This window comes from Paenibacillus sp. SRL342 (assembly GCF_984798905.1).
The window spans coordinates 1383567-1408625 of sequence record NZ_OZ481790.1 but is presented as its reverse complement, the minus strand read 5'-3'; the positions used below and the strand labels follow the sequence as shown (position 1 = coordinate 1408625).

Sequence of the window (25059 nt, the reverse complement as noted above, 5' to 3'; positions counted from 1 at the left end):
TCCCTAACTTTCCTCATTATAATGACCACTTTTTGACTCTTCGTTCATCCTGACTATAATGAATTCTCTAGCGATGGCTGACATGGCAGCACGTTCCCTGTAATATAGAGAAATAGAAATCTATCACAGGTATTAATCGATAAAGGAGCTTGTCCTATGCCATATATCATATATGATCTTGAATTCACGGTAAGCCGCAATACTCGCTATTCTTCTGAAATTATTGATATCGGTGCTGTCAAAGTTACGGAAAGTGCCGATGGATTGGTCGTAACGGATACGTTCCATACGTATGTTCGTCCTTCCAACAAGTCCGTGCTGTCCACTGACACGATTCAATTTACAGGTATCACGCAGAAAGATATTGATGCAGCCCCTCTTTTCCCGGCAGCACTGAACCAATTCATTGCCTGGATGGGAAGTGACCCCTATTACATGTGTTCCTGGGGACCCGATGACCGCAGCAAACTGATCTCTCATTGTCGTACCCATGAACTTGATGTGGCCTGGATCACCAATCATAACGATCTCCAGCAACAGTGGTCCCGCACCGTCCGCAAAGAAGGCAAATTCCGTCAACTCGGACTCGCTCAGGCTCTTGAAATCTGCGGAATCGAATTTGATGGTACCCAGCACCGTGCCTTGGATGATGCCATCAATACAGCAAAGGTATTTATGCATCAATTTGACCGATTCACGCTCGAAAACAACTGTGCAGCCGATGATGAGGGCATTACATCCAAGGTTGTCTATTCCAGCTCCACAGAAGATGAAGAGAAAGAATCACCTTTTGGCAATCTGGCAAGCCTTTTCAAAACCAAAGAGTAACTGTCCAAAGCACAGTACTTAATCGTGTTTTGCCTTAGGATGGATGGCATTCTAATCTCAACTTTTATTGTACATTTGTTGCCAATCATTCAGACGTTCTTTCATCTTGATGCGGCAGATCTCCGGTTCGAGGATTTCCGCATCAGGTCCATATTTAGATATCCATACGAGAAATTCGTCAACATCACTTAATATGGCTTCAAATAACAGGCTACCTTCCGGTTCAATGGTTAGGATCGGTCGCATAAAAAATTGCTCCTGCATCACACGCTCCACAGCATGGGGTGCAAATCGAATTTTGAACGCTGTCCACTCCGTACTTCCCTCGTATGCCCAAGGAATGCGGAAATGCGATTGTATGAAATGATCCTCTTTGCGAAACGTGCGTGGCAATATTCGTATCCTCTGCAGCCGACTTACCTGAAAGATTCGAAGTTTCTCCGACAGGTGACAATATGCTAACAGTTCAAATCTGTACTCGCGAGGGATAAGACAGTAAGGATCTATGCGTACGATCCCTTTTTTACCTTGAGACAGATATTCCCCTTCAATGGTGTTCTGTGAAATGCCAGCCTGAAGCAGGGGAATTAGAGATTGATTCTGTGGATCATTTCTCTCATTTTGCCATGCAGGCAACCCCAGTTTAAACAAACTACTAATATGCTCCGACCATTCCACTCGTTCTGTTTTGTTTTTCTGACTCGCAGCAACCACTTTCTCATAAGCGCTCTCAAAAGCAGGTTTCAGCAAAGGACGAATATTCTCCATAACTTCAGCAAGATGCATGAAAGCTTGGGCTTCTTCATCAGACCAATTTAGCGGATACATGGCAAATTGGCTGATAAACATGTACCCTTGCCCGTGTCCCATATTGGCGATCGGGATATGCATTGCACTGAGGGCCTCCATGTCGCGGTATATCGTCCTTTCCGTCGTCTCGCATCGCTCGGCAAGCTCACGTGCCAGAATACCTGGCTTGGCCTGTACCAGCGTTATAATGCGCATTAATCGGATTAGTCGGTCTGTCATTTTGCCGGACCCTCCACGATGTTGTTTCAATAAATTTGATACAACTCCATCCATTGTTTAATATGATATTGATACATACATTCGACCTTCTCCTAAACTTCACCTTCAAATATGTAGACTCACTCTAACCGTTACCATTTGAAATCAACCCTATTCCCCTAATATCTTTTTTTCACGATCATGATATCCGGTTGTAAACGTGATCTCGTAGTGATAACGTAGCTTTTCGACGATCTCGGCTTCCGCGTAATAGTCCAGATCCTGTTTCCGTGCAGCTTCAATTAACAATGCATCTGCATGACGACGCAACATATTGTTTCCCTCTTGAACCCGTCCTCTTTCGTAAGCGCGCAGGGCTTGTTTGATCAAGGGCACCGTTTCACTTAATTTGATCGTTTTCTCCACCTTGGGATCTTCGGGCTGTCGCAACATGCCCAGATGACTGGTGTACTGAATATACAACTGTTCTCTTCGTAACAATACACGTTGACTTTGTTTCAACTTCCTTGTGCTCCAATAGGCTGAACATACGGCAGCTTTTCCTGATGCACGGGGTCCCATGACGAATTCAAGCAAAATTTGCTTGCTTTCCCCCTTGTACATATCGCCAAGCCTCAGTACCCAGCCAATATCCGTTTCTTTGGAGCGACATCCATAGATACCTTTTAGCTGTACTCCATATTCCGGTTTGAGCAAAAGTTCCAAATCTCTTGATACAATTTTGGGTGCTATTTTCCTAAGTCTTTTGGCAGGGGCACCGTTACGCCACTCTACCATCATATATACGGGGTCGGCTCCCCCTGTCGGTATGGCCTCTTTATTCCACGAATAAGATACTTCAAAGACTGAGTTCACTGGTAGTCTCTCCCCCGATTTATATGTATTATCTTCTAAGTTATCAGGGTGAATGGACACTATATTGTCACGGAACACATGTTCTCATTAAATTTTTCCAATATATTAGTTTTATATCCCTAAATCCGTCTCAATACGACAATAAACGACGAAAAAGCCTGGCGCTATGCCAAGCTTTTCAATCACTTATCTATGACAAGTCCCAAATTAAACAGTAGGATGATCGATTCCCATTTTGTGTAAATACCGTGTGTTATCTGCTTCGGTTACCGGAGCATAGGTGACACTGTCAATGACCAGCTTACGGCCTACTGGCTCTCCATTAACAGTGATCATAATTGTTTTGGTTGATGTGTTCTGATCTGTTGTGTACATATCTTTCTACTCCTTCATGTTCACGATCTTATATTCAATCGGATATATTGGCATCATTCATTAAATTGCGCATTTGTGAATAGCATGCACCCGGAACTGAAGTAAAAGATCTGTAAAACGGTCCGGTGTGCTTGCCTATCGTTCTATTACCCCACAGAACTGTAAGTTAAACAGCCGTGTTCCTAAATCATTTTAAATATTTCGGGTAATAAAACGATATCATCTTGAACCCATCGTCCCGGTTTTGACGTATAATGTAAGAGCCGTATTTCAACAATAGACGACGAATTCGGCAATTGATCTATCTAACCGAAGAAAGAGGTGTTAACGATGCCAAAATCCATTCAGGGTTATTTCATTCGGGTGTTATTCACCACATGCATTCTATTTACCGTTTCGATCGCTTCGACAGTAAGTGCAGCCAGCGCCAATATTTTTACGGATATATACAGCGGATGGGAGCGAGTCTCCGAACTGCCCGGAGAAGTGAACGCTCTGCAGGAAAGTTATAAGCAAACAATGGAGCAATTAAATCAAACATCTGCTCAGTTGGGACAAGCCCAGGCCAATGTCGAAGCATTTAAGACCCAGAACGAACAACTGCTGGCTCAGAACCAGAAACTCACTGAAATGGTAAGTAAATTACAGGACGACCAGAATGCCAAAGCAGCTACCACCAAACGAATTCAGACGACGATCATCACTGTCGTTTCTCTCATATTGGGTTACTTTGTTCTGATTCGTGTGATGCGCTGGGGAATGCGTCGCCGTTCAGGCCGAGTATAAAAGAACAGGAGCAACTGCATGAACATACACCTGAACAATGCTGAAGCAGGCGGAGCAGGACAAGTCGTCACATTTTCACTGATTAAAGATGACCGCCTTCATATTTTGCATCCGCAGCAGATTGTGGCCTTTCGCGGTCCAAGTGGGAATCGCAATGATAAATTCATGAATATCACGGGCATATATCGCAAAAAAAAGCTGATTAAATCCGAAATCACCGGACCTTGCCAATTTGTGGCTGCCCTGCCTCCCGGATTCACCATGAAGGAAGTGGAGCTCACGGAGGACAGTGATCTGCTCTATGACTTCCGCCACCTGTTCTTCTACTCTGATGGTGTAACCATGCATACCAAAATTCAGAAAATCAAAAATATGCTGATCACCCGTGATGCAGTGAAAATGAAATTTTCCGGCAAAGGCAAAATCGGATTGCTCACTCAAGGTCAGGTCTGCCAACAGGAACTTCACCCAACAGCGCCGCTCTATGTGGATGCTGGCAGCATTATTGCTTATCCCGAAAATGCACATCTGGAACTCACCGTATATGGTAACAACCTTGCCAGTCAGCATATGAATTATCATTGGAAGATGACAGGACATGGATCTGTGCTCTTTCAGGCTGGACGTGAGAATCACCGCTTGGAACAGGATCTTAACGATGAGGGACTGTTCAAACGAATTCTGAAAGAAGTGATCCCTTTCGGTAATGTACTGATCAAGTAAGCTGTTATAGGATGGAACCGACCGATGAGCTGCCACTATGCTCCAGTGGGGTGGTCACCACACTGTTTCATGTTATAATGGTTCAGACAATTGAAGAAGAAAATCCATGCCTGTGGCATGGGAGAGGTTCGCGAACTCCCTCTACAAGACTTGACCATGCGATGGTCAGTATAAGTCTTGCGTACACGTTGCGGTCACCATGCAATCATGTACGTAAAAAACTAAGGACACTTACTCTTGCCTGCTTTTTTGAAGCGGTTATCGAGAAGGTGTGTTTTTTGATGGATGCCAGTTCATGAACTTCTCTGTTCTTCCGACACTCTATGCCTATGTGCATGGTTTGATCTCAAGAAGATAGAGAGGTTTTTTTATGTTGAACGAAGAAAAAGCAGTCGTTGTATTCAGCGGAGGTCAGGATAGTACCACGTGTCTGTTCTGGGCCAAACAACAGTTTGCCGAAGTCGAGGTTGTTACGTTTGATTACGGTCAACGCCACAAGCTGGAGATTGAATGTGCAGCCGAGATCGCTCGTGATCTGGGCGTACAGCAAACGGTACTTGATATGAGGCTGTTAAATCAGCTTGCACCCAACGCGCTTACTCGCACGGATGTGGAGATTACCCATGAAGAAGGCGAACTGCCGAGTACATTTGTAGATGGACGGAATCTGTTATTCCTCAGTTTTGCGGCCATTATGGCCAAGCAAAAAGGAGCTCGTCACCTGGTTACAGGTGTATGCGAGACGGATTTCAGCGGATACCCGGATTGCCGGGATTCATTTGTAAAGTCGATGAATGTGACGCTTAACCTGTCGATGGACTATCCATTTGTCATTCACACCCCGCTCATGTGGCTGGACAAAGCCCAAACGTGGAAGATGGCCGATGATCTCGGCGCCTTTGATTATGTACGCGAGCGTACCCTCACCTGTTATAACGGCGTGATCGGCGATGGCTGCGGAGAATGCCCTGCCTGCAAACTGCGCAAAGCTGGACTGGATCGCTATGTACAGCAACGTACTACTGCTGAATCGGCGGGAGTGGATGTACGATGAGAGAGCCGGGAACATTCCGTATTGTAGAGCATCTGCAACGCATCGGAGAAGATATTCTGCCCACCCAGCTGCGCTATCACCGCAAACGTGTGCTTGTAAGCAAAGAATTCACCTTTGACGCAGCACATCATCTGCATTGTTATGAAGGCAAGTGCAAGAACCTGCACGGTCATACGTATAAAGTTATTTTTGGTATCAGCGGTTATCCGGGTGAAACCGGGCTGACGGTTGATTTTGGACATATCAAAGATATATGGAAAACTCAGATTGAGGGATATCTGGATCATCAGTACCTCAACGAGACACTTCCTTTAATGAATACCACGGCTGAAAATATGGTCGTTTGGCTGTTCGAACAAATGGAACATGCGCTCCAGACGGAACCATACGCCGGGCTGACCGATGGTGGGCGGACGGAGTTTGTCCGACTTTTCGAGACACCCACCAGTTACGCGGAAGCGAGACGGGAGTGGATGATCCATGAGTAGTGTGACACACCAGAAGCATACGGTGAATGAGACGGGATCTCGCAAAGAGGCTCGTATTCCCGTGATGGAGATTTTTGGACCGACGGTTCAAGGCGAAGGCATGGTCATCGGGCAAAAAACGATGTTTGTTCGCACCGCGGGCTGCGATTATCGCTGCTCCTGGTGCGACTCAGCCTTTACCTGGGACGGCAGTGGCAAGGACCAGATTCGAATGATTACGCCAGAGGACGTATGGGAAGAATTGCGCCGCGTTGGCGGCACCCGTTTCTCCCATGTCACCATCTCCGGCGGTAATCCCGCCCTGCTCGCTTCGCTGGGCGGATTGGTTGCCCTGCTGCGGGAGAACGGCATCCGCACCGCGGTGGAGACACAGGGCTCTCGCTGGCAGCCTTGGCTGGCGGACATTGACGAAGTCACCGTCTCGCCCAAGCCACCCAGCTCCGGCATGGACACCGATTGGGCCGTGCTGGATGATCTGATCGGACGGCTGGCAGCTGGTCCGGTAGAACGAAGTCACAGTCTGAAGATCGTGATCTTCGATGAGACAGACTTGGACTATGCCCGCCGTGTACATGCACGGTATCCGGGCACGGATTTATTTTTACAAACCGGGAACCCGGATGTGACTTCCGCTGAAACGCCAGATCTGGCGTCCTCACTGCTTGCTCGTTATGAGTGGCTGATCGACCAAGTCAGCGCCTCCGATGACCTGAATGATGTTCGTGTGCTTCCACAGCTTCATACGCTGGTATGGGGCAACAAACGCGGCGTGTGATGGGCAGTATGGGTGGAATGGGCGGCATGATGTAAGGATGAGGACGAAATGTCCTCAGACAAAAAAGAGAATTCAACAGGCAAAAATGCCTATTCATATATACCGCGAGGCTTCGGGCTTTGACGGAAACAAGGAGCGTTTAATAACCGATGAGACAACCTGATGAGATGCAAGATGTGACGTTGCTGGGTAACCAGAACGTAAAATATACGTTTGAATATGATCCGGGCATCCTGGAGAGCTTTGATAACAAACATCCGTACCGCGATTATTTTGTAAAATTCAACTGCCCGGAGTTCACCAGCCTGTGCCCGATTACGGGTCAGCCGGATTTTGCAACGATCTATATCAGCTACATTCCCGATGTGAAAATGGTCGAGAGTAAATCACTCAAGCTGTACCTGTTCAGCTTCCGCAACCATGGTGATTTCCACGAAGATTGTGTGAATATCATCATGAACGATCTGATCAAGCTGATGGACCCGCGTTACATCGAAGTATGGGGCAAATTCACACCGCGCGGCGGTATTTCCATTGACCCGTATACGAACTACGGTAAGCCGGGAACAAAATACGAGCAGATGGCCGACCACCGCATGATGAATCATGATATGTATCCGGAGACGATTGATAATCGTTAAATCTTTAGGTTCATCCATACTGTATACAATAGAGTCATAGAATGCCAAAAGCCGAACTTCTTAAGTTATATAAGCTGAATTAATCATTTACACGATAACGGAGAGGACAGAAAAAACCTGAAAAAGCGAAGCGTTCGCCTTTATCCCCGGATTTTTCCCTTTAGGAAAGGGAATGGAAAAAATCTGGGGATAACAGCGATTGGAAGGTTGTTCTGTCATCGTAGTGCCAGTGTAAATAATCTTTAGTTCAACTTATATAACAGAGTTCGGCTTTTTAGTATAAACCTTTAGAAACTCAGTCTCTCAATACAATGGGATCGCAGTGCATTCAAGTAGATTGATCTTCCTTTAGTTCTTTGACTTTTTTGACGTAATGTCTCAACACAGCACACCAATCGATTGAAAAATGATAAATATGACGATAGCAGCAGATAGAGATTTCGGTGCAACATAGACAGCCTGAAACGTTATTACAGCCATATACAAAATAGTCATCACCAACTCACGTTTGGCGGATTCATAAGGTGACAAGGATTTCATATCCATCCCTCCTCTATCCTTCTTACACATAAATATGGGTCTTCTTACAGTAGATGCTAAAGTAATACGTTTCTTTTGTAAATGTAATGGCTATAAAAAACATCTATTGAATTCGCCAACGTTTTCTCTTGTTCCCCTTGTCGGTCCAATCAATCTATCCTATTATGTAACAATATGCTTACACGCATAGAATACAACATCAGGCGCTGATCCCTCGTGACCGCGACCAAAGGAGAATTGTACATGTCTACACAAACCTCATTAACCAAGGACGCCACAGCGCGTTCGAAAAACCCACCCGGATTGGATGCTCAAAGCACCGTATACCGGATACTCATTGCGATCAGTCTGGTTCATCTGTTCAATGATTCGATCCAGTCGGTTATTCCCGCCATTTTCCCGATTCTGAAAGACTCTATGCATCTCACGTATACTCAGATCGGATGGATTTCCTTTGCTATCAACTTTACCGCTTCCATTATGCAGCCTGTCGTAGGCTGGTTTGCTGATAAAAAACCGACACCATCTATCCTGCCCATTGGCATGGGTTTCACATTTACCGGCATGTTGCTGTTGGCCTTCGCTGACAGTTATATGGCTGTCCTGATTTCCGTTATCTTTGTCGGTCTGGGTTCCGCTGCTTTCCATCCGGAAGGTTCGCGTGTATCACACATGGCTGCCGGTCAACGCCGTGGACTGGCACAGTCCATCTTCCAGGTTGGTGGTAACGCTGGGCAATCCCTTGCCCCATTGCTTACACGTTGGATCTTTATCCCGTTTGGACTGTTCGGTGCCATTGGATTTACAGGCATTGCTGCGATGGGAATTGCAGTTCAGATCTACATCGCCCGTTGGTATGGACGTATGCTGCAATCGGGAGGATATCTGCGTAGACAGGCTGCTGCACGTCGTGCACCCAATCCTGCTTTGCGCAAAAAGATTACTGCCGCCATTACGATATTAATCTTGCTTGTCTTTGTTCGTTCCTGGTATATCGCTTCCATCGGCAGCTTCTATGCGTTTAATCTGAAAGATACCTTTGGATTGTCCACAGAGGACGCGCAGATCTATATCTTCTTGTTCCTGGCTGCCGGAGCACTGGGTACGTTTTTCGGAGGCCCACTGGCGGATCGATTCGGCAAACGTAACCTGATCTTCCTGTCCATGGCCGGAGCTGCTCCACTGGCTCTGTTGCTGCCCTATGCGAATCTGTTCTGGACAGGCGTACTACTAACCATTATTGGTTTTATCATGTTATCCAGCTTCTCGGTTACGGTTGTATATGCACAAATGCTGATTCCGGGCAAAATCGGAACGGTTTCCGGTCTAATTACTGGTCTGGCATTTGGTATGGGAGGCCTGGGCGCACTCGTGCTGGGTAACTGGATTGATGTCTTCGGTGTATCACCGGTAATGCAGATGTGCAGCTTCCTGCCCCTGCTCGGGATATTCACGTTCCTGCTTCCATCCGATAAATTACTGAATATCTGGGCGAAAGAAAATGGTAGTGAAGAGTAACCTACATTTGTAGTCTAAATAAAATGTTTGAACCATAACAAAAGGGTTCTCGCCAACTCTGTATTCACAGACTGGCAGGAACCCTTTTGTTATATTTGTTTTCTCATATTTAGCTTCAGCCGCATTACTCCACGTCACACAAGACAACACTGCTACCATGAGCTGTAATCAGTTCCTTCACATCTTCAAAATCAAGGAATACCGTCGCTGTATTTTCCATGGGATGAATTCCGATTTTCTGACCGACTAAATCCTTGTCAAAGACTACGGTTACGTTTTTCTGAATATTATTGAGAACCCCCATCGGATTGACATGCCCTTTTTCCAATCCGAGGAATTCCAACAAATCCTTCTCGCTGGCAAAACTTAATTTGCGGCTAGGTATCTTTTCGCTTAAACTTCTCAAATCAACTGACTTCGTTCCGGCAATCGTCACCAGATAATAGTTGCGCTTCTTGTCATCACGCAGAAACAGATTTTTAACGATACGTTCTGTATGTGGAATCTGATAAGAGAATATTTCCTCCATCGTGTATACTGCGGGATGTTCAATACTTTCGTAAACGATATTATTGCGATCCAAAAGATCATAGAAACCCTGTTTGTTTAACATAACAAATTCATCTCTTTCAATATAAATATTCTTCTCTAATATTACTTCTTCTGTAATATTACTTCAAACGCTGAAGGATCAGCCGTTTTTTGTACAACATTTTGCCTGCTTCGGCTACATCTCGAATTGTATTTTTGTTGCTCACTGAACCAAACACCATACCGGCAATCGGCACGAGTTGGAACAGCTTCTTCCAACCAAAGGATTCACTGTAGGAGTTAAACACTTCCCGCCACCCCTGCATCTGCGATACCACTTCAATGGGCTTGTCCGGATCATCGTAAGCTGCGAGTTCTTCAATAATCGCTTTCTTGCCTACAATATCAGCGGAAGAGAATTGCAGACATTTGACAATAAAGATGCGCTCCAGCGGTTCATCTGGATCATACCCGTAACATAGTGCCATCTCCTGAAGTACCTTCAGAGAAAGCCCCATCACCATCGGAATATCTGCTGCAATGGTTACAATGCCACCAAAACCTGTAGCTGCTCCCTGAGCCGCGGCAAACTTCGTTCGACTCTCGGTGATGTTATCGGCCACCTGGTCCAGTACCTGAAGTGGCAGATTCTCTACACTATGAATCTTCGCTGTCCCCTCCGCTTCAGCATCCTGCTCCAGACGGTAGGTCGTATCCATCATGGAATAACCGGACCTCTCGGCTTCCTCTTGCAGCAGCTTGGCTACTTTTTTCTTCTGTACGAGGAACTTGCCTCCATTCTGCACATACTGACCCACGTCGTTCAGGGAATCTCCGATTTTTTGTTTCAGCGCTTTAGGCATCACTTTATCCAACATCGCAAAGGGCAAACGCCCGAGTTTCTCCCAAATAAACAAGTCTTTCTGTTGTTTCTCCCATTTCAAAATCTGTTCAAGTTCCTTGTCCAATGTCTCGCGTGAATCCATATGTGATCCTCCTAATAGGTTCTGCATCGTAATCTGTATCTTTCTCATACGCAGAAATCATCGTTGTGGTTGCTTTGTTTTTATGTCCAGACACATATGTTCAGACCGCTCTATCTTATCGTTCACATACGGAAGAGCCCTTAATCAGCATCACTCGCTAACTAAGGACTCTCGTATGAAAGGTTTCACTACCTCTTATTTTGCTTCTACTACTGCTTTTCCATCTGGAACCGGAACACCGAAATCAGGTGTGCCATCTTCACGCCAATGAATCACTTGAGCACGGGCGTGACGGTTTGGATCATACAAGGGATCACCCTCGATGTCTTTGTAATTACGCGCATGATAAATCAGAATATCGGTCTTGCCATCCGGCGACACGGTAAAGCTATTATGGCCCGGACCGTATTGGCCGTTCGCTTCACAAGTCTGGAACACCGGCTCGGGTGATTTCACCCAGCTGGCCGGATCAAGCAAGTCGGCATTTTCATCTGCGGTGAGCAGACCCATACAATAATTGTAATCGGTCGCGCTTGCCGAGTAGCCGATAAACAACCGTCCATTCCGATGCATCACGGCTGCTCCTTCATTGACTTTAAAGCCGATGATCTCCCAATCGTACTCTGGCGTAGAGATCATGACCTGTTCGCCGCGTAGCGTCCACGGGTTTTCCATTTCGGCAATGTACAGGTTCGAGTTGCCCACAATATCAGGATCTTTCTGTGCCCAGACCAGATAGCGGATACCCTTATGTTCAAAGGTTGTTGCATCCAGCGCAAATGATTCCCACCGTGTGTGTATCTGTCCCTTTTCTACCCACTCTCCTTCGAGTGGATTCGCGGAATCGTTCTCCAGAACATACATACGGTGATCGAACAGACCTTCGTTGGTCTCACTGGTGTGAGCCGCAGCATAGTGTATGTACCATTTGCCATCGATAAAATGAATCTCCGGTGCCCAGATGTTGGCACTCATTGGCCCCGTATCACGCTTGGTCCAAGCCGTTACCGGCTCAGCATTTCTTAACTCTTCCAACGTCTCTGCTCGCCGGATCTCAATCCGGTCAAAGGCTGGTACGGAAGCGGAGAAATAATAGTAACCGTCTGTATGACGGTACACCCACGGATCAGCGCGCTGCTCCAGGATGGGATTAGTAAAGGTAATGGAATCAGTCATGGGAATGCTCCCCTTTCAAATGTTGTTTGGCTCGAAGTTGGGGGATGTAACCCAATTGCGAAAAAAACGAAAACCCTTTTGGGTGGTGCACAGCGGACGTTCGGGGGTGGCAGGGCCTTGGTGCTCTCTTGTCCTCCGATTTCTTTTTCCCACCGCTCCTGGCGGTTGAAATCGGAGGACAAACTCGCTCCTGCGGCTCCTTCCTCCCCCTCACTGCTTGTGCACCCTCAGAGCGGCAGCTCGCTCTTAACGTGCTCGCTGGGTTACAACTCAACCTCGAACCATTGTTTGGCTCGGTCTTATGGGGTTGACCACTTCGCAGGGTCAACTCTCCCCGTATTTAGAGCATGATTGGCCTCAGACATAGGCCAGCATAGATGAGAATCTTGAGTGTCTATCTGTGTTAGCGCACCTTAATAGGCAGCTTGCATGCACAGCGGACGTTCGGGGGCGGTAGGGCCTTGGCGCTCTCTTGTCCTCCGATTTCTCTTTCCACCGCTCCTGGCGGCTGAAATCGGATGCCAAACTCGCTCCTGCGGCTCCTTCCACCCCCTCACTGCTTGTGCACCATCGGCGTAGCAGCTAGCCCCTTACTCCTCAGCTGCGCTGATCTGCTTGCCCCAGACCGCGATGCCGTGGTCATTGAGGCCTGTCACCACCAGTGCGGGCTGGCTTCGCTCCCAGTCCCAGGACGGGAGCAGCTTCAGCTCTTCTGTGGAGGCTCCGCCCCATGGGCTTTTTTTCCACTTCAACGTCAGTGTTTGTTTGCCATCAAATGTCCAGGTTCCTGAACCTTTTTCGCTTTGGATTTTTCCTTTGTCCGTTAGGGTATAAGGCACGGACTGTATCTGCCCGTCCACGGACGGATCAAGCGCCATGCCTTCCCACTCACCGGCAATCATGGATTTCGGAATATCCTGTGCAGTCTCACCTGCGTAACGTTCAGGTGAAACCACAGGCCAGCCATCCTTCGTCCATAACATTTTGCGTACATGCAAATATGGCCAGTTTTTATCCGTCTCGCCCCGTGCATGATGCACGATGTAATAATCGTCTCCGTCCTTCAGAACGGAGTTATGTCCAGGCGCAACCCAGCCCTCACCTTCCGTGAAGCGATAACCGCCGAGAATTTTGGTGCCGATCTCATATTGCGGCAGATACTCTGTATCCAGCATGTTATTGCCGTTTATGTCCGTGTACGGTCCTGTGATTGAATCAGCACGCGCAACCCGCACGTTATAATCTTCGAACAAGGAATCATAGGAGACGAACAGATAATACTTTTTGAACTCCGGGTTATACACAATGTATGGACCTTCGACTGCACCTTCTTCGGTAGCACGATCCCGAGCGGCAATGCGGGTACCATAACCCTCGTCCTTGAATTTCCCGGTGTCGGGATCAAGTGGCGCAATGTAGATGCCGTCAAAAAATGAACCATATACCATCCACGAATTGCCCTCAGCATCTACGATGGGATTAGCATCAATGGCATTTAATTTGTCCTGTTCATTCGCAGAGGTTTTCACAACCAGTCCTTCATCTGTCCATGGACCTTCTGGAGATGTGGATGTCTGAAGACCAATAGCCGACTGGGTACTGCCAAAAGAAGAAGCCGAATAATACATTCGATAGGTATCACCAGCCTGAATCACATCCGGTGCCCACAGATTGACCGCACCTGTCCAGTCCAGCGCTTCTTGCGGAATGCCCGGCAGAGCCTGACCTACCCAGTTCCAGTGGATCAGATCATCTGATTTGCGTACCATGACACCGGGTTTCGCTTCTCCTGCTACACGAACGTCTGTGGAATAGACGTAGTATCCCTGGTCTGTTTTGATAATGGCCGGATCATGCGCATTGTTCACCGTCCAGCGTGATTCATCGTCCAAAATGGAAGTGTCATACAACTCAGTATCTTGAGGAGCTTCAGGAAAGACGGGACGGGACACCGTTTCTCCTTCTCCGGAACAACCCGTAGCTCCAACAACCAACAATAACAACATGGAAGCAACCACTCCTTTGCCTGAATTCGACCACTGTCGGAATTTCTTCCGCTGGTTCATCCCTTCACTCCCGAAATGGCAACCGACTCAATAATCTGTTTCTGGAAGATCAGGAAGATGATTAATACAGGTAACAGAGCCACAATCGACGCCGCCATAATAAGCGGGTAATCGGTTTGAATTGCATACGTGGCATTAAAGTTTGCTATAACGAGCTGTAACGTCTGCTTCTCCGGTGAATTCAGATAAATAATCGGTGCCAGATAATCGTTCCAGATGCCCATGAACCAGAGAATCAACTGTGCAGCAATAGCCGGTTTGATGAGCGGAAACGTAATACTGGAGTACAACCGGAAGTAAGAACTTCCATCGATTTTAGCTGCTTCAATAATCGCATCAGGCACACTAAGCAGGTATTGGCGCAGGAAGAAGATCATAATTACGTTACCGAACAGGCCAGGAACAATCAGTGGTAACAGCGTATCCACCCAGCCCAGCTTTGCAAACATGATGAATTGCGGGATCATGACTGTCGGATAAGGAATCATCATGGATGCCAGCAACGCGAGAAACAGTTTGTTTTTGTGCGGGAATCTTAATTTGGCAAAAGCAAATGCTGCGATACTGGACGTAAACGTACCCACCACCGTTACACTAACCGCAACGATGAGGCTGTTTTTGATCCCGCTGAGCAGCGGGCCTGCTTCCCAGATTTCTTTATACTTACCAAATTGGAATACTTCAGGTATCCATACAGGCGGAAGCGCGAACACGTCCTGCTTCTCCTTCAATGACGTGGACAACATCCAGATCAGTGGTGCAATCATTGCAATTGCCCCAATCGCAAGTACGATAAAAATGATCGAGTTTGTTAATTTCCTCTTTTGACTGTAAGACATCTCCGGTTCACTCCTTTCCTTGACAATCAATCCCCATCATAGGCTGATTTTTCGTTCATTTTGAATTGCACCAAGGTAATGACAAAAATGAAAATACCAAGAATCATGGCCATCGCTGAGGCATAACCCATCTGCAAGTTACTGAAGGCCTTCTGCCAGATGTAGAAAACGATTGATGCCGAAGAATATTCAGGACCACCCGTAGGTGTCATAATGTTCATCTCGGTGAAGATTTGGGAACCGCCAATGATATTTGTAACAATGAGGAAAAAGGTAACCGGCTTCACCATAGGCCAGGTGATATTGCGGAAGATCTGGAACCCATTGGCTCCATCCAGCTCAGCCGCTTCGTAGTATGTACGTGATACACTTTGCAGTGCTGCCAGGTACAACAACATCGTGTATCCCAAGCCTTTCCACACCGTCATAATAATCAGAGCCGGTTTGACCGTGTCTTTGTTTGCGAGCCAGTTAGGCCCTTTAATCCCAAACAGATCAAGGAACTGGTTCACCAGACCGTAATCCCCGTTGTACGCCCAGTTCCACATAATGGACACCGCAGCGAGGGAAGAAATAACCGGGATGTAATAGATTACTCGGAATGTTGTGGTGCCTGGAATTTTACGATTCAGACCCATCGCCAGCAATAATGCGAGCAACAATCCAATTGGAATACCAAGCATCAGGAAAAATGTATTAAACATTGCTTTGTAGAAGAGGTCATCCGTGAGCAGATCCTTGAAGTTGGCCAAACCGATAAAGTTCATCTGTCCCAATCCGTCCCAATCCGTAAAGGAACCATAAAGGGAGTAGAGGAACGGGAACATGACAAAGATCAGCAATCCAAGAATCGGAGGTAAAATAAACAGATATCCGTACAGCATCTCTTTGCGATACAAACTCGATTTCGTTATCACGGCGTTCACCCCTGTTTCTAGTATCAGCATGTGGCATTCTTCGATTGAACCTTGCCGATCAACGAATGCCACATGCCCGTATGGAATCCAATAATACCCAATACGAATGATGCCAGCAGCATGATTGCAGGCTGCCGGCATCACCCTTTCCTATCTACTATTTCTGAGATTTCTTTTCTTGTTCAACCGCTTTGTCGAGCAGTTTTTGCATTTTCGGTTGTTGCTGCTTCACATAGTCTGCGGCTGTAATCTTGCCATCCAATACCGGCTGGATGTCCGTGAAGAACAGGTCATACCATTCCGCATTGTACGTGTAGTTACCTGGCAGAGCCCGGCCGTAATCCTCAACGATATCAATGAATTCCTGTTTGTTGGCTGGTTTCGTGGATGTATCTTTAGCCCACTCGTCTGCCATATCAAGCAAATTCGGAATTTGTACTTTGGCATCTACCAGTTGCTGCATGCCTTCCTTCGAAGCCGTAAGGTAGTTCACCAATGCTGCTGCCTCTTCCGGATGTTTCGTTTTCGCGGATACTCCAATTCCCAGAGATCCGATCCACGTTGCCGATTTACCAGTCGATCCCGCAGGGAATGGCAGCAAATCGTAATCGAAAGGTAATTTCTCAAATGTACTCATATCCCATGGGCCTACAGGGAAGAAAGCCATTTCACCTTTCATCCAGCGTTGATACGTATCCAATGTTTGCGCTTCCTCAATGGAAGGTGTAATTTTGTATACATTCTGCATATCCGCGAAGAACTGCAGCGCTTCCGCGAATTTTGGATCATCAATCGTTACCTTTGTTTTGGTCTCATCCAACCAATCCCCACCGTTGCTCCATACAAAGGATTGCAGGGCCCACTGTACGTTGAATCCAGTACCGTATACATCCGGTTTACCATCTCCATTGGTATCCTTGGTCGCTTGCTGGTTCACCTTGATGAACTCTTCCCATGTGTATGGTTTATCCTTGTCAGGGAGTGGGATGCCCTCTTTTTCAAACAACGTTTTGTTGTAGCCCAGTGCAAATGGCCCCAGATCCTTCGGCATACCGTAGATATCGCCCTGTCCTGCCATTTTGCCGTCATAACGATACAGATCCACGCCGTATTTCCAGATATTATCAAGATCAACATCCGGATTGTTTTCAATATACGAAGTGAGGTTCATCAGCACATTGCTGTTCACATACGCTTTTACGTCGCCCGGATTGATATAAAATACGTCAGGCAAGCTGTTGCCTGTAATTGCCGCTCTGAGCTTGGTTGCATATTGATCCGCAGCCGTTACGATAATTTTGACTTTCACACCCGGATGATCCTCTTCGAATTTCTTAACCACCGCTTGGTATGCTTTCTGCTCGTCTGTACCACCGCGGAACATAAATGTTAACTCCTTGTCCCCACTTGCACCGCTGCTTCCTCCACATCCCGCAAGTACCAGCGCACTTACCAGCATAAGAAGCATAAATGTGACCCAACTCTTTTTCTTTACCATCTGAACCCCTCCTGATCTGGACTTGTAACCGTATTCAATTGGATGAAATAAGATTTCTGTTGTTAAATTTATCAAATCCAGATCACTTTAGTCAACACTTTTATAAAACATTTTATATTTGTTTAAAATAAATCAGTATTTCGGCCAGCCATTCGAGTCCCAAAGCAAGTCATTAATCAGCAATTTCGGATTGCCATTATCCTCTGCATCATAGGCATGTCTTGCGATGACATTACCGTTGTAAACGTCCTGACCACCTGGACCTTTCCATTTCACATTGCCTGTATCCAATATCGTCCCGCCGCCATTCAGCATATTGACTCCGTTTTTGTCCACATAAGGGCCTGTTATACTGGTCGAACGTCCATAGACCATTTTGTAGGTACTGTTCACCCCTTGGCAGCAAGAATCAATGGAAGCAAACAGGTAATAGTAGCCACCACGATATACAATACTTGGTCCCTCAATAGCACCTCCGTTATTCGGGCGCGCAGCAATGGAAGTTATACTTCCCGTTGGTTTCATCGTATTTTTATCCAGCTTGACAATCTTCAGACCGCTCCAGAAAGAACCAAAGGTCAGCCATGGATTACCTGAAGCATCAATGACCAGATTCGGATCAATGGCATTATAATTATTGGCGGTCGTGGTTTGAAGCACCAATCCTTCGTCCTTCCATTGCCCTGCTCCAATACTGTTCGCAGAAGCAAGACCAATCGCAGACCGATTGGAGCCAAAGGTGGAGATCGAATAATAGAGCCATACTTTTCCGTTATACTGCTCTACATCCGGTGCCCATACATCCAATCCACTTTGTCCCGGAACGGCAGAAGCCCACCAGGATGGCTTACTTAAGAAGATTTGCGGAACACGATACCAGGACGATCCATTATCGGATTTCAATACTTGAATGCCCGGACCCGTTGAAAAGGTGTACCATGAACTGCCCTCTTTGATAATCGACGGATCATGAACAGCGGTATCTCCGGTCAGATTCCAGAACGCCGCCAAAGCTTTTGACTGACCTGCCAGCAGTAATACCACCACAAGTAATGCCGGTAACGTCAACCGTTTCCACTTAAACCTCTTCACATTGCTTAACTTTTCCAAACCAAACTCCACCTTTCCTGATCAAATGGTTAATTAGGTTCATGAAGTAATGAATCAATTTAGGTATAATAGGATTATAAAAGCGGTTACATGACATTTCAATGGTATATTTCAAATATATGTGAACTGATTAACACTTATTTTAACCGGAATAGTGAACAAAATATAGATTATATTTTCGTATTTGCGCTATACACAAGGGTTTTGGCTTCTATTTCTCCACCCTTCCCTTCCATGAGGGAATGATTTATAATTATCTGAAATAAAACATATAAATGTGCAAATGTCTGTGTCGAAGACTTTGTTCAGAACGGGGAAAGGAAATCCACCTATGATTTATATTAAAGATCTGATGTCGGGTGTGAATATCTTCAAAGCGCTCAGTTCGGAAATCCGGATTCAGATCATCGAGCTGCTGGCCAAGAACCAAAGCCTTAATCTCAATGATCTCGCAACCAAGCTGGGATTGAGCAATGGCGCCATTACGATGCATATCAAGAAACTTGAAGAGAGCGGATTGATCGAGATCAACACCGCTGTTGGCAAACATGGAATTCAGAAGATATGTTATCTCAATGAGGAAAAACTGATGGTTGATCTGCGTTCACAGGAGATTAACAATCGTTATGAGGTGGAAATTCAGGTCGGTCATTACAGCGATTATCAGGCTGCACCTACATGTGGTCTCGCTACCCGGGACAGCATTGTTGGAGAGTTCGATGATCCGCGGTACTTTGCTGATCCACTGCGAATTGATGCGGAGATGATCTGGCTGGCTGAAGGTTATCTCGAGTATCGGATTCCCAACTATCTCAAACCTAATCAGTCCTTTAGCGAAATTCAGTTGTCGATGGAACTGGGATCGGAGGCCCCTGGCTTTTGTGACAATTACCCTTCGGATATTTACTTCTATGTCAATGGGATTGAGATTGGCTGCTGGACAAGTCCGGGGGATTTTGGCAATACACGTGGTACCTTCAACCCGGAATGGTGGCCTCCCCACTTGAACCAGTACGGCATGCTGAAGCTGATCCGAATCACGCAGGAAGGCAGCTACATTGATGGGTGTCGTATCTCGGATGTAACGCTGGACCAGATTGGGCTGGATTACAAAAGCGATATTCACTTCCGCATTGCGGTTACCGATGGACCTCTCAACAAACGCGGTTTAACGATCTTTGGCAAAAACTTTGGTAACTATGGACAGAATCTGCTCGCCCGCGTTCTCTATAACGTGCAAGAGGAATAGAGCCTACTCTGACTAAATGCCCATAATAAAAGCTAAGCTCAACAGAACTGCCAAGATACCTAAGATATCTGTTTTTCTACACAACAATAATGTGCCTTGTAAAGAGTGCGATCCAGCACTCTTTTTTGTTGCTTCATCCCAACCAATCCCTTGTTCATTCAGGCTGGAACAAAACATAGTAGATTATAATGACCCTCTGTAGTCATCCATCTTGTTCACTGTGTCGTGATATAATAATGGCCTGTAATGACAAAATGGAATAACGGGCGGGGATACCTTTTGAAATTGGAGCGATTAATCTCAATCATATACAAACTGCTGAACCACGAAGTATTGTCTGCTTCCACCTTGGCTGAAGAGTTTCAGGTGTCCCCAAGAACGATCTATCGGGATATTGATGTAATCTGTGCCGCCGGCTTCCCGGTCGTCTCCCATCAGGGACTCAAAGGCGGCTACGGCATGATGGACGGATACAAGATGGATAAAAGCTTACTCGGTTCTTATGATGTGGATTCCCTGATCACGGTCCTGAGCAGTCTATCCACAGTATTCGAAGATGCACGTGCACAAGGCACGATTGAACGTCTGCAAACGATTGGACCGGGGCATCAAACCTCAAGTCTATCGGTGGATCTGGAGACTCGCCGAACAGAACCTGATGCCCTTCCTCATCTGCGTAAAGGTATTACGGATCATCAGGTTGTCCGTTTTGACTACATCAATACTAAGAATGAACATACACCCCGCCATCTGGAACCGGTAAGACTCCATTTTAAATATCGTAATTGGTATGTATATGGATTTTGCCAGACACGGCAGGATTATCGCGAGTTCCGACTGTCCCGGATGATGAACGTGCAACTGACATCGGAACACTTTCAACCCCACCTTGAGCTTCCCCAAGAGACGGTTGTGTCAGATCCGTCATGGCAAGATCAGGTAAGTGATGTAGTGTTTCGGGTGAACCGGGAAGCGCTCGCGGAAGCCATGGATCATTTTCAACAGGCAGATAAGCAATTTCACGAGGATGGAAGTATGACGATGCGTATCTCGGTTCATCAGCCGTTACAAGCCAAGTGGTTATGGTCGTTTCTACTTAGTTTGGGTAGTGGCGCTGAGGTGCTTGAACCGATTGAATTACGAGGCATTCTGAAAGAACAACTTCGAAACGCACTTAAGCTCTATGAAGAAGTATGACACGCTGTTGTCATACTTCTTTTTTTATAATCATCTCAGTAAGTTCATCCAATCCATCGCCAAATTAAAGGAGACGATCATCAATGAATTATCCGGAACAAATGTATAACTACCACGCATGGGCCAACCAAACCATCCTGGGCAGAATCAAGGAACTCCCCTCTTCTGTCCTGAGTCAGGAAGTGAACAGTTCGTTTCCAACCATCGCTCATGCACTCAGCCATATCTATGCGGTGGATAAGATGTGGTACCTGGTGTTAACCGGCACAGGTATGCCCGAGGCACTGCAAGCATGCATACCTCTCAATAGTGAAATTCACGGTTCTGTGGATGAGTACATCCAATGTTTTACCGACCTGTCGGCACAATACAGTGAGTGGTTACGAGGCCAAGCTGATCTGGAGCAAACCATTCTACTCGAGAATCCATTTGCAGGAGTTCGCGAAACCAGCTTATCGGACATGGTCATCCATGTGGTTAACCACGGAACCTATCATCGAGGTAATGTTTCTACCATGCTGCGTCAATTGGGGCATGCCTCCATCATGAATGACTATTCACTCTTTTGGTATCAGGAACCGGCTCAAGTATAGTTGACAATCGAATGGAAAATGTACATTGTATCCCCGTAACGTCGAGGGATGAATTGAGAAATTGGTTGCGGACGCATGGAAAAGTCGAGAATTCTTGCTGGGTAATGATAAGCATAAAACCCGTGCCAAATACCCTGCTGTATTTGGACGTGGTTGAGGAGTCGCTATGCTTCGGCTGGATCGATGGTGTCAAAAAGAAAATATCCGAGACCCAATTGGCACAGAGATTATCTCCTCGAAGCAAACGAAGCTCTTGGACTGAATTGAACAAGGAACGTGTCCGTCGTCTTGAAAAGTTGGGCTTAATGCATGACGAAGGTAGAAAGGTTCTTCCTGTGATGGACCCGACTGCTTTCATCATCGATGCCGTCATCGAACAAAGGCTGAAAGAGGACCAACAGGTGTATGCGAACTTCTTGGCCTTCCCTGCCCTGTATCAAAACGTTCGGATTGATACGATCCAAAGTGTCAAGAAACAGCCAGCATTATTACAGAGCAGATTGGATAAGTTCATAACCAGCACAAAGGAGAATAAAATGTACGGTCTGTGGCATGACAATGGACGGCTTTTGGACTATTGAATTTACCCGAGACAGCATACAGGACCTCCATATGAGGAGGCCCTGTTTGGTGTTTTATATTCAGTCATGTATTAATGAGTCTGTCTGTATGTTTTGGGAGACTTGCCAAAGGCTTTCTTAAACTGGCGGGTAAAATAATTACTGTCGTTAAACCCGCATTCATACGAAATTTCCGTAATGGACAGGTTCCCGTTTTTCAACAAATGACATGCCTTCTCCAGACGCAACTTTTGCAGATAAGAGATCGGGGTCATCTGATAATAGGATCGAAAAATCCGATTCAGATGCCTTATTGAGATATTCGACTTCCCCGCAATATCCTCCAGCGACAGTGGCTCAAGATAATGATCTTCAATAAATGAAATGGCATTTGCCAGATGCATCAGATTATTACCTTCGATTCCTTTCTCCTGTGTATCATATTGCCTCGACAAATAAACAACCATCTCCGTAAGACGTGAGATCAACATCGTCTGATACCCTTGCTGTTTACTCTGATACTCCTCAATCATGAACGATATCAGCGATTCTACATACTCCAGACTGGAAATGGATAACGCCAATTTACTCGGAAAGGAGTGAATATTACGATAAATCGGTTCCAAAACAAACAGCGCCTGGAAGCCGTTAGATTTTCTCAGATCGGGCCCAGCCGAAGCAAGCATCTCGGGACTGAACATAACATTACAGATCCTAAAATCATGAGGGTCTTTGTACGCATGATGGGTGTCGCCATTGATCACAAACGCGTTTCCTTTTTTGATAAAAAATTCTTCGGTGTTCACCACATGAGTTGCATGACCATTCAGTACAATCACAAGTTCCGTAAAATCCATATGATTATGAAGTTCCATGTCCTCAACATGTCCACCGTACTGAATAAAAAACGGAAATTGTTGATGATCTGAAGTAAACCATCTCAAATATGCATTACTCAAAAGCATTCCCCTCCACGAACATTGTTGGGTTGAATGTCTATATCATGCTATTCCAGGACCGAAAAATCAAGGTTCCATATACTTATAAGCGTTATAATTCGCCTTGTAGCAGGGATTTTCAATGTGTCCAGATTCATACTAAACTCTCACAATGAATAGGAGCATAACATGATAAAATATACCAATCCGGTGATTCCTGGGTTTTATCCAGATCCGAGTATCTGCCGTGTAGATGAAGACTATTATCTGGTAACCAGTACCTTTGAATATTTCCCTGGTGTGCCCATCTTCCACAGCAAAGACCTTGTGAACTGGCGACAGATCGGCCATGTCCTTACTACCCCAGAACAACTTCCTTTAGCAAATGCAGGCAGCTCTGGCGGCATTTATGCCCCAACACTCAGGTATCATGATGGTTGGTTCTATATGACAACAACCAATGTCAGTGGCGGCGGAAATTTTTATGTACGCAGCATCCAACCTGAAGGGCCATGGTCTGCTCCCATCTTCGTTGATCAAGATGGTATAGATCCCTCTTTTCTATTTGACGAAGATGGTCGTGTGTATTTCCAAACAGCCTGTAATGGAAATGAAGGCGAGGGCATCTATCAGTGTGAGATAGACATCAAGACAGGAGCCAAACTAACCAATAGCCGATTGATCTGGAACGGAACCGGAGGAGCAGCCCCCGAAGCCCCCCACCTGTACAAAATAAACGACTTCTACTATTTGATGATCGCCGAAGGTGGAACCGAGTATGGTCATATGGAGACCATTGCTCGGAGTACAGATCCATACGGACCATTTGATCCGTGTCCTCATAATCCGATTCTATCCAATCGAAGCATGAAATCCAGTATCCATGCAACCGGTCATGCAGACCTTGTCCAGATCCAGGATGGAAGCTGGTGGGCCGTATGTCTGGGCCTTCGTCCAGCAGGTTACCCCATGCGGCACCATCTGGGACGCGAAACCTTCCTGGCACCTGTCACTTGGACAGATGACGGTTGGCCAATGATCGGTGTGGACGGACATATTGAGCCGGAGATGTCCAAACCTTCGTTGCCTGAGCACCCTTGGACACCTCAGGCTATCCGGGATCATTTTGACGAACCAACATTGGACATGAACTGGATCTTCTTGCGAAACCCGGCTCCGGATAGTTGGACGCTCACAGAAAATCCCGGGCAACTCATCCTGCGGGGTAACCCGGTTTCACTTGATGATGGACAAAATCCAGCCTTTGTTGGACGTCGATTGAGCCATTTCTTATGCAATATGGCTACCGAGCTGCGTTATGAGCCAAATGCGAGCGGTGAAGAAGCCGGATTAACCTTATTTATGAATGATAAATATCATTACGATTTGGCTGTAACACAGATCGATGGGCAGAAGAAAATCGTATTGCGACGAACCGTCGGCTCTCTGCGAACCGAACAGGTGCTTGACTGTGACACGGGGCGGGTTGTATTACAAATCAAGGCTGACCGGAATAACTTCACGTTCCTCTACCAGCAAGGTTCGTCCGATGCCATCGAAGTGGGTTCAGGGGAAACACATCTGTTATCTACCGAAGTGGCAAGTGGTTTCACAGGTGTGATGATCGCCATGTACGCTTATGCTCCATCGGGGGAGTGTACGCCTGCAAGTTTCGATTTGTTTGACTATGAACCTCTGGAAGAATAATCGTTTTAACTCCTATACTCAATAATTAGAAAATATAATATATGATCAGCTCAAATATATCCCCTTAAAGTAGATACTCT

The 25059-nt window shown here is 46.2% G+C and carries 26 protein-coding genes; 13 read left to right on the top strand and 13 right to left on the bottom strand.

Annotated features, from left to right (window positions below):
- Positions 1-156 precede the first annotated feature (156 nt).
- Positions 157-828, top strand: a complete 672-nt coding sequence (locus AC4E8D_RS06245; protein ID WP_221819067.1) for a 3'-5' exonuclease — start codon at positions 157-159, stop codon at positions 826-828.
- Between the two features lie 57 nt (positions 829-885).
- Here the strand turns inward: AC4E8D_RS06245 and AC4E8D_RS06240 are convergent, their stop codons facing one another.
- The 3 genes from AC4E8D_RS06240 to AC4E8D_RS06230 all read right to left on the bottom strand — a co-directional run bounded on the left by AC4E8D_RS06240 (position 886) and on the right by AC4E8D_RS06230 (position 3087).
- Complete coding sequence (locus tag AC4E8D_RS06240; RefSeq protein ID WP_490205982.1) at positions 886-1857, bottom strand: helix-turn-helix transcriptional regulator; 972 nt, start codon at positions 1855-1857, stop codon at positions 886-888.
- Between the two features lie 150 nt (positions 1858-2007).
- A complete protein-coding gene (locus AC4E8D_RS06235; RefSeq protein WP_221819066.1) occupies positions 2008-2712 on the bottom strand; it encodes a hypothetical protein in 705 nt (234 codons plus the stop codon).
- Between the two features lie 207 nt (positions 2713-2919).
- Positions 2920-3087 carry a hypothetical protein gene (locus tag AC4E8D_RS06230; RefSeq protein ID WP_221819065.1) on the bottom strand — a complete coding sequence of 56 codons (168 nt, stop codon included), beginning with the start codon at positions 3085-3087 and terminating at the stop codon, positions 2920-2922.
- A 330-nt stretch (positions 3088-3417) separates the two neighbouring features.
- Between AC4E8D_RS06230 and AC4E8D_RS06225 the strand changes: the two genes are divergently transcribed.
- The 6 genes from AC4E8D_RS06225 (at position 3418) to queF (ending at position 7554) form a co-directional block, all read left to right on the top strand.
- Complete coding sequence (locus AC4E8D_RS06225) at positions 3418-3873, top strand: hypothetical protein (protein WP_036611459.1); 456 nt, start codon at positions 3418-3420, stop codon at positions 3871-3873.
- Positions 3874-3891: 18 nt separating this feature from the next.
- The gene (locus tag AC4E8D_RS06220) at positions 3892-4596 is read left to right on the top strand and encodes an AIM24 family protein (RefSeq protein WP_076209556.1); all 705 of its coding nucleotides are present in this window, start codon (positions 3892-3894) and stop codon (positions 4594-4596) included.
- A gap of 373 nt (positions 4597-4969) precedes the next feature.
- Complete coding sequence (gene queC, locus AC4E8D_RS06215; protein WP_221819320.1) at positions 4970-5650, top strand: 7-cyano-7-deazaguanine synthase QueC; 681 nt, start codon at positions 4970-4972, stop codon at positions 5648-5650.
- On the top strand, positions 5647-6138 hold the full coding sequence (gene queD, locus AC4E8D_RS06210; RefSeq protein ID WP_100530025.1) for a 6-carboxytetrahydropterin synthase QueD: 492 nt from the start codon (positions 5647-5649) through the stop codon (positions 6136-6138). Before queC ends, queD begins: the two co-directional genes overlap by 4 nt.
- Positions 6131-6913 (top strand): 7-carboxy-7-deazaguanine synthase QueE, encoded by a 783-nt coding sequence (queE, locus tag AC4E8D_RS06205; RefSeq protein WP_221819063.1) that lies wholly within the window; start codon positions 6131-6133, stop codon positions 6911-6913. The genes queD and queE overlap by 8 nt, the downstream gene beginning before the upstream one ends.
- A gap of 149 nt (positions 6914-7062) precedes the next feature.
- The gene (queF, locus tag AC4E8D_RS06200) at positions 7063-7554 is read left to right on the top strand and encodes a preQ(1) synthase (RefSeq protein WP_076319044.1); all 492 of its coding nucleotides are present in this window, start codon (positions 7063-7065) and stop codon (positions 7552-7554) included.
- A 378-nt stretch (positions 7555-7932) separates the two neighbouring features.
- On the opposite strand, the gene AC4E8D_RS06195 is transcribed toward queF, so the two are convergent.
- Entirely contained in the window at positions 7933-8094 is a 162-nt protein-coding gene (locus tag AC4E8D_RS06195; RefSeq protein ID WP_490205981.1) for a hypothetical protein, read from the bottom strand.
- A gap of 243 nt (positions 8095-8337) precedes the next feature.
- On the opposite strand from AC4E8D_RS06195, the gene AC4E8D_RS06190 reads away from it, so the two are divergent.
- A complete protein-coding gene (locus AC4E8D_RS06190) occupies positions 8338-9612 on the top strand; it encodes an MFS transporter (RefSeq protein ID WP_176872761.1) in 1275 nt (424 codons plus the stop codon).
- Positions 9613-9736: 124 nt separating this feature from the next.
- Here the strand turns inward: AC4E8D_RS06190 and AC4E8D_RS06185 are convergent, their stop codons facing one another.
- The 8 genes from AC4E8D_RS06185 to abnA form a co-directional block, all read right to left on the bottom strand.
- Complete coding sequence (locus AC4E8D_RS06185; RefSeq protein WP_490205980.1) at positions 9737-10225, bottom strand: prolyl-tRNA synthetase associated domain-containing protein; 489 nt, start codon at positions 10223-10225, stop codon at positions 9737-9739.
- Positions 10226-10283: 58 nt separating this feature from the next.
- Positions 10284-11129 (bottom strand): EcsC family protein, encoded by an 846-nt coding sequence (locus AC4E8D_RS06180; RefSeq protein ID WP_490205979.1) that lies wholly within the window; start codon positions 11127-11129, stop codon positions 10284-10286.
- A 195-nt stretch (positions 11130-11324) separates the two neighbouring features.
- Entirely contained in the window at positions 11325-12305 is a 981-nt protein-coding gene (locus AC4E8D_RS06175; RefSeq protein ID WP_490205978.1) for a glycoside hydrolase family 43 protein, read from the bottom strand.
- A gap of 590 nt (positions 12306-12895) precedes the next feature.
- Positions 12896-14311: an arabinan endo-1,5-alpha-L-arabinosidase gene (locus AC4E8D_RS06170; protein ID WP_490206473.1), complete on the bottom strand. Its 1416-nt coding sequence runs from the start codon at positions 14309-14311 to the stop codon at positions 12896-12898.
- A gap of 56 nt (positions 14312-14367) precedes the next feature.
- Positions 14368-15210 (bottom strand): carbohydrate ABC transporter permease, encoded by an 843-nt coding sequence (locus tag AC4E8D_RS06165; RefSeq protein ID WP_036611483.1) that lies wholly within the window; start codon positions 15208-15210, stop codon positions 14368-14370.
- A 26-nt stretch (positions 15211-15236) separates the two neighbouring features.
- Complete coding sequence (locus AC4E8D_RS06160; protein ID WP_036611613.1) at positions 15237-16127, bottom strand: carbohydrate ABC transporter permease; 891 nt, start codon at positions 16125-16127, stop codon at positions 15237-15239.
- Positions 16128-16284: 157 nt separating this feature from the next.
- A complete protein-coding gene (locus tag AC4E8D_RS06155; protein WP_340909624.1) occupies positions 16285-17625 on the bottom strand; it encodes an ABC transporter substrate-binding protein in 1341 nt (446 codons plus the stop codon).
- A gap of 132 nt (positions 17626-17757) precedes the next feature.
- Positions 17758-18693, bottom strand: a complete 936-nt coding sequence (gene abnA, locus AC4E8D_RS06150; RefSeq protein WP_449005350.1) for an arabinan endo-1,5-alpha-L-arabinosidase AbnA — start codon at positions 18691-18693, stop codon at positions 17758-17760.
- Between the two features lie 373 nt (positions 18694-19066).
- Here abnA and AC4E8D_RS06145 point away from each other — a divergent pair, with 373 nt between their 5' ends.
- The 4 genes from AC4E8D_RS06145 to AC4E8D_RS06130 all read left to right on the top strand — a co-directional run bounded on the left by AC4E8D_RS06145 (position 19067) and on the right by AC4E8D_RS06130 (position 22355).
- Entirely contained in the window at positions 19067-19984 is a 918-nt protein-coding gene (locus tag AC4E8D_RS06145) for an ArsR/SmtB family transcription factor (RefSeq protein WP_017690213.1), read from the top strand.
- 279 nt (positions 19985-20263) lie between these two features.
- Positions 20264-21181, top strand: coding sequence for a helix-turn-helix transcriptional regulator (locus AC4E8D_RS06140; protein ID WP_490205977.1), 918 nt, complete (start codon positions 20264-20266; stop codon positions 21179-21181).
- A gap of 83 nt (positions 21182-21264) precedes the next feature.
- The gene (locus AC4E8D_RS06135) at positions 21265-21774 is read left to right on the top strand and encodes a DinB family protein (protein WP_237176649.1); all 510 of its coding nucleotides are present in this window, start codon (positions 21265-21267) and stop codon (positions 21772-21774) included.
- Positions 21775-21785: 11 nt separating this feature from the next.
- A complete protein-coding gene (locus AC4E8D_RS06130; protein ID WP_490205976.1) occupies positions 21786-22355 on the top strand; it encodes a YdeI/OmpD-associated family protein in 570 nt (189 codons plus the stop codon).
- A gap of 71 nt (positions 22356-22426) precedes the next feature.
- Here the strand turns inward: AC4E8D_RS06130 and AC4E8D_RS06125 are convergent, their stop codons facing one another.
- A complete protein-coding gene (locus AC4E8D_RS06125) occupies positions 22427-23293 on the bottom strand; it encodes a helix-turn-helix domain-containing protein (protein ID WP_221819052.1) in 867 nt (288 codons plus the stop codon).
- Between the two features lie 171 nt (positions 23294-23464).
- Between AC4E8D_RS06125 and AC4E8D_RS06120 the strand changes: the two genes are divergently transcribed.
- Positions 23465-24979: a glycoside hydrolase family 43 protein gene (locus AC4E8D_RS06120; protein ID WP_221819317.1), complete on the top strand. Its 1515-nt coding sequence runs from the start codon at positions 23465-23467 to the stop codon at positions 24977-24979.
- Positions 24980-25059 lie beyond the last annotated feature (80 nt).

Bases quoted from the DNA above. Each gene is read 5' to 3' on its own strand.
- AC4E8D_RS06230 (WP_221819065.1), bottom strand. From the start codon at position 3,087: ATGTACACAACAGATCAGAACACATCAACCAAAACAATTATGATCACT.
- AC4E8D_RS06130 (WP_490205976.1), top strand. From the start codon at position 21,786: ATGGAAAATGTACATTGTATCCCCGTAACGTCGAGGGATGAATTGAGA.
- AC4E8D_RS06170 (WP_490206473.1), bottom strand. From the start codon at position 14,311: ATGTTGTTATTGTTGGTTGTTGGAGCTACGGGTTGTTCCGGAGAAGGA.
- AC4E8D_RS06190 (WP_176872761.1), top strand. From the start codon at position 8,338: ATGTCTACACAAACCTCATTAACCAAGGACGCCACAGCGCGTTCGAAA.
- queF (WP_076319044.1), top strand. From the start codon at position 7,063: ATGAGACAACCTGATGAGATGCAAGATGTGACGTTGCTGGGTAACCAG.
- AC4E8D_RS06145 (WP_017690213.1), top strand. From the start codon at position 19,067: ATGATTTATATTAAAGATCTGATGTCGGGTGTGAATATCTTCAAAGCG.
- queD (WP_100530025.1), top strand. From the start codon at position 5,647: ATGAGAGAGCCGGGAACATTCCGTATTGTAGAGCATCTGCAACGCATC.
- AC4E8D_RS06220 (WP_076209556.1), top strand. From the start codon at position 3,892: ATGAACATACACCTGAACAATGCTGAAGCAGGCGGAGCAGGACAAGTC.
- AC4E8D_RS06240 (WP_490205982.1), bottom strand. From the start codon at position 1,857: ATGACAGACCGACTAATCCGATTAATGCGCATTATAACGCTGGTACAG.
- AC4E8D_RS06175 (WP_490205978.1), bottom strand. From the start codon at position 12,305: ATGACTGATTCCATTACCTTTACTAATCCCATCCTGGAGCAGCGCGCT.
- AC4E8D_RS06225 (WP_036611459.1), top strand. From the start codon at position 3,418: ATGCCAAAATCCATTCAGGGTTATTTCATTCGGGTGTTATTCACCACA.
- AC4E8D_RS06135 (WP_237176649.1), top strand. From the start codon at position 21,265: ATGAATTATCCGGAACAAATGTATAACTACCACGCATGGGCCAACCAA.
- AC4E8D_RS06195 (WP_490205981.1), bottom strand. From the start codon at position 8,094: ATGAAATCCTTGTCACCTTATGAATCCGCCAAACGTGAGTTGGTGATG.
- AC4E8D_RS06185 (WP_490205980.1), bottom strand. From the start codon at position 10,225: ATGTTAAACAAACAGGGTTTCTATGATCTTTTGGATCGCAATAATATC.
- AC4E8D_RS06165 (WP_036611483.1), bottom strand. From the start codon at position 15,210: ATGTCTTACAGTCAAAAGAGGAAATTAACAAACTCGATCATTTTTATC.
- queE (WP_221819063.1), top strand. From the start codon at position 6,131: ATGAGTAGTGTGACACACCAGAAGCATACGGTGAATGAGACGGGATCT.
- AC4E8D_RS06155 (WP_340909624.1), bottom strand. From the start codon at position 17,625: ATGGTAAAGAAAAAGAGTTGGGTCACATTTATGCTTCTTATGCTGGTA.
- AC4E8D_RS06180 (WP_490205979.1), bottom strand. From the start codon at position 11,129: ATGGATTCACGCGAGACATTGGACAAGGAACTTGAACAGATTTTGAAA.
- AC4E8D_RS06245 (WP_221819067.1), top strand. From the start codon at position 157: ATGCCATATATCATATATGATCTTGAATTCACGGTAAGCCGCAATACT.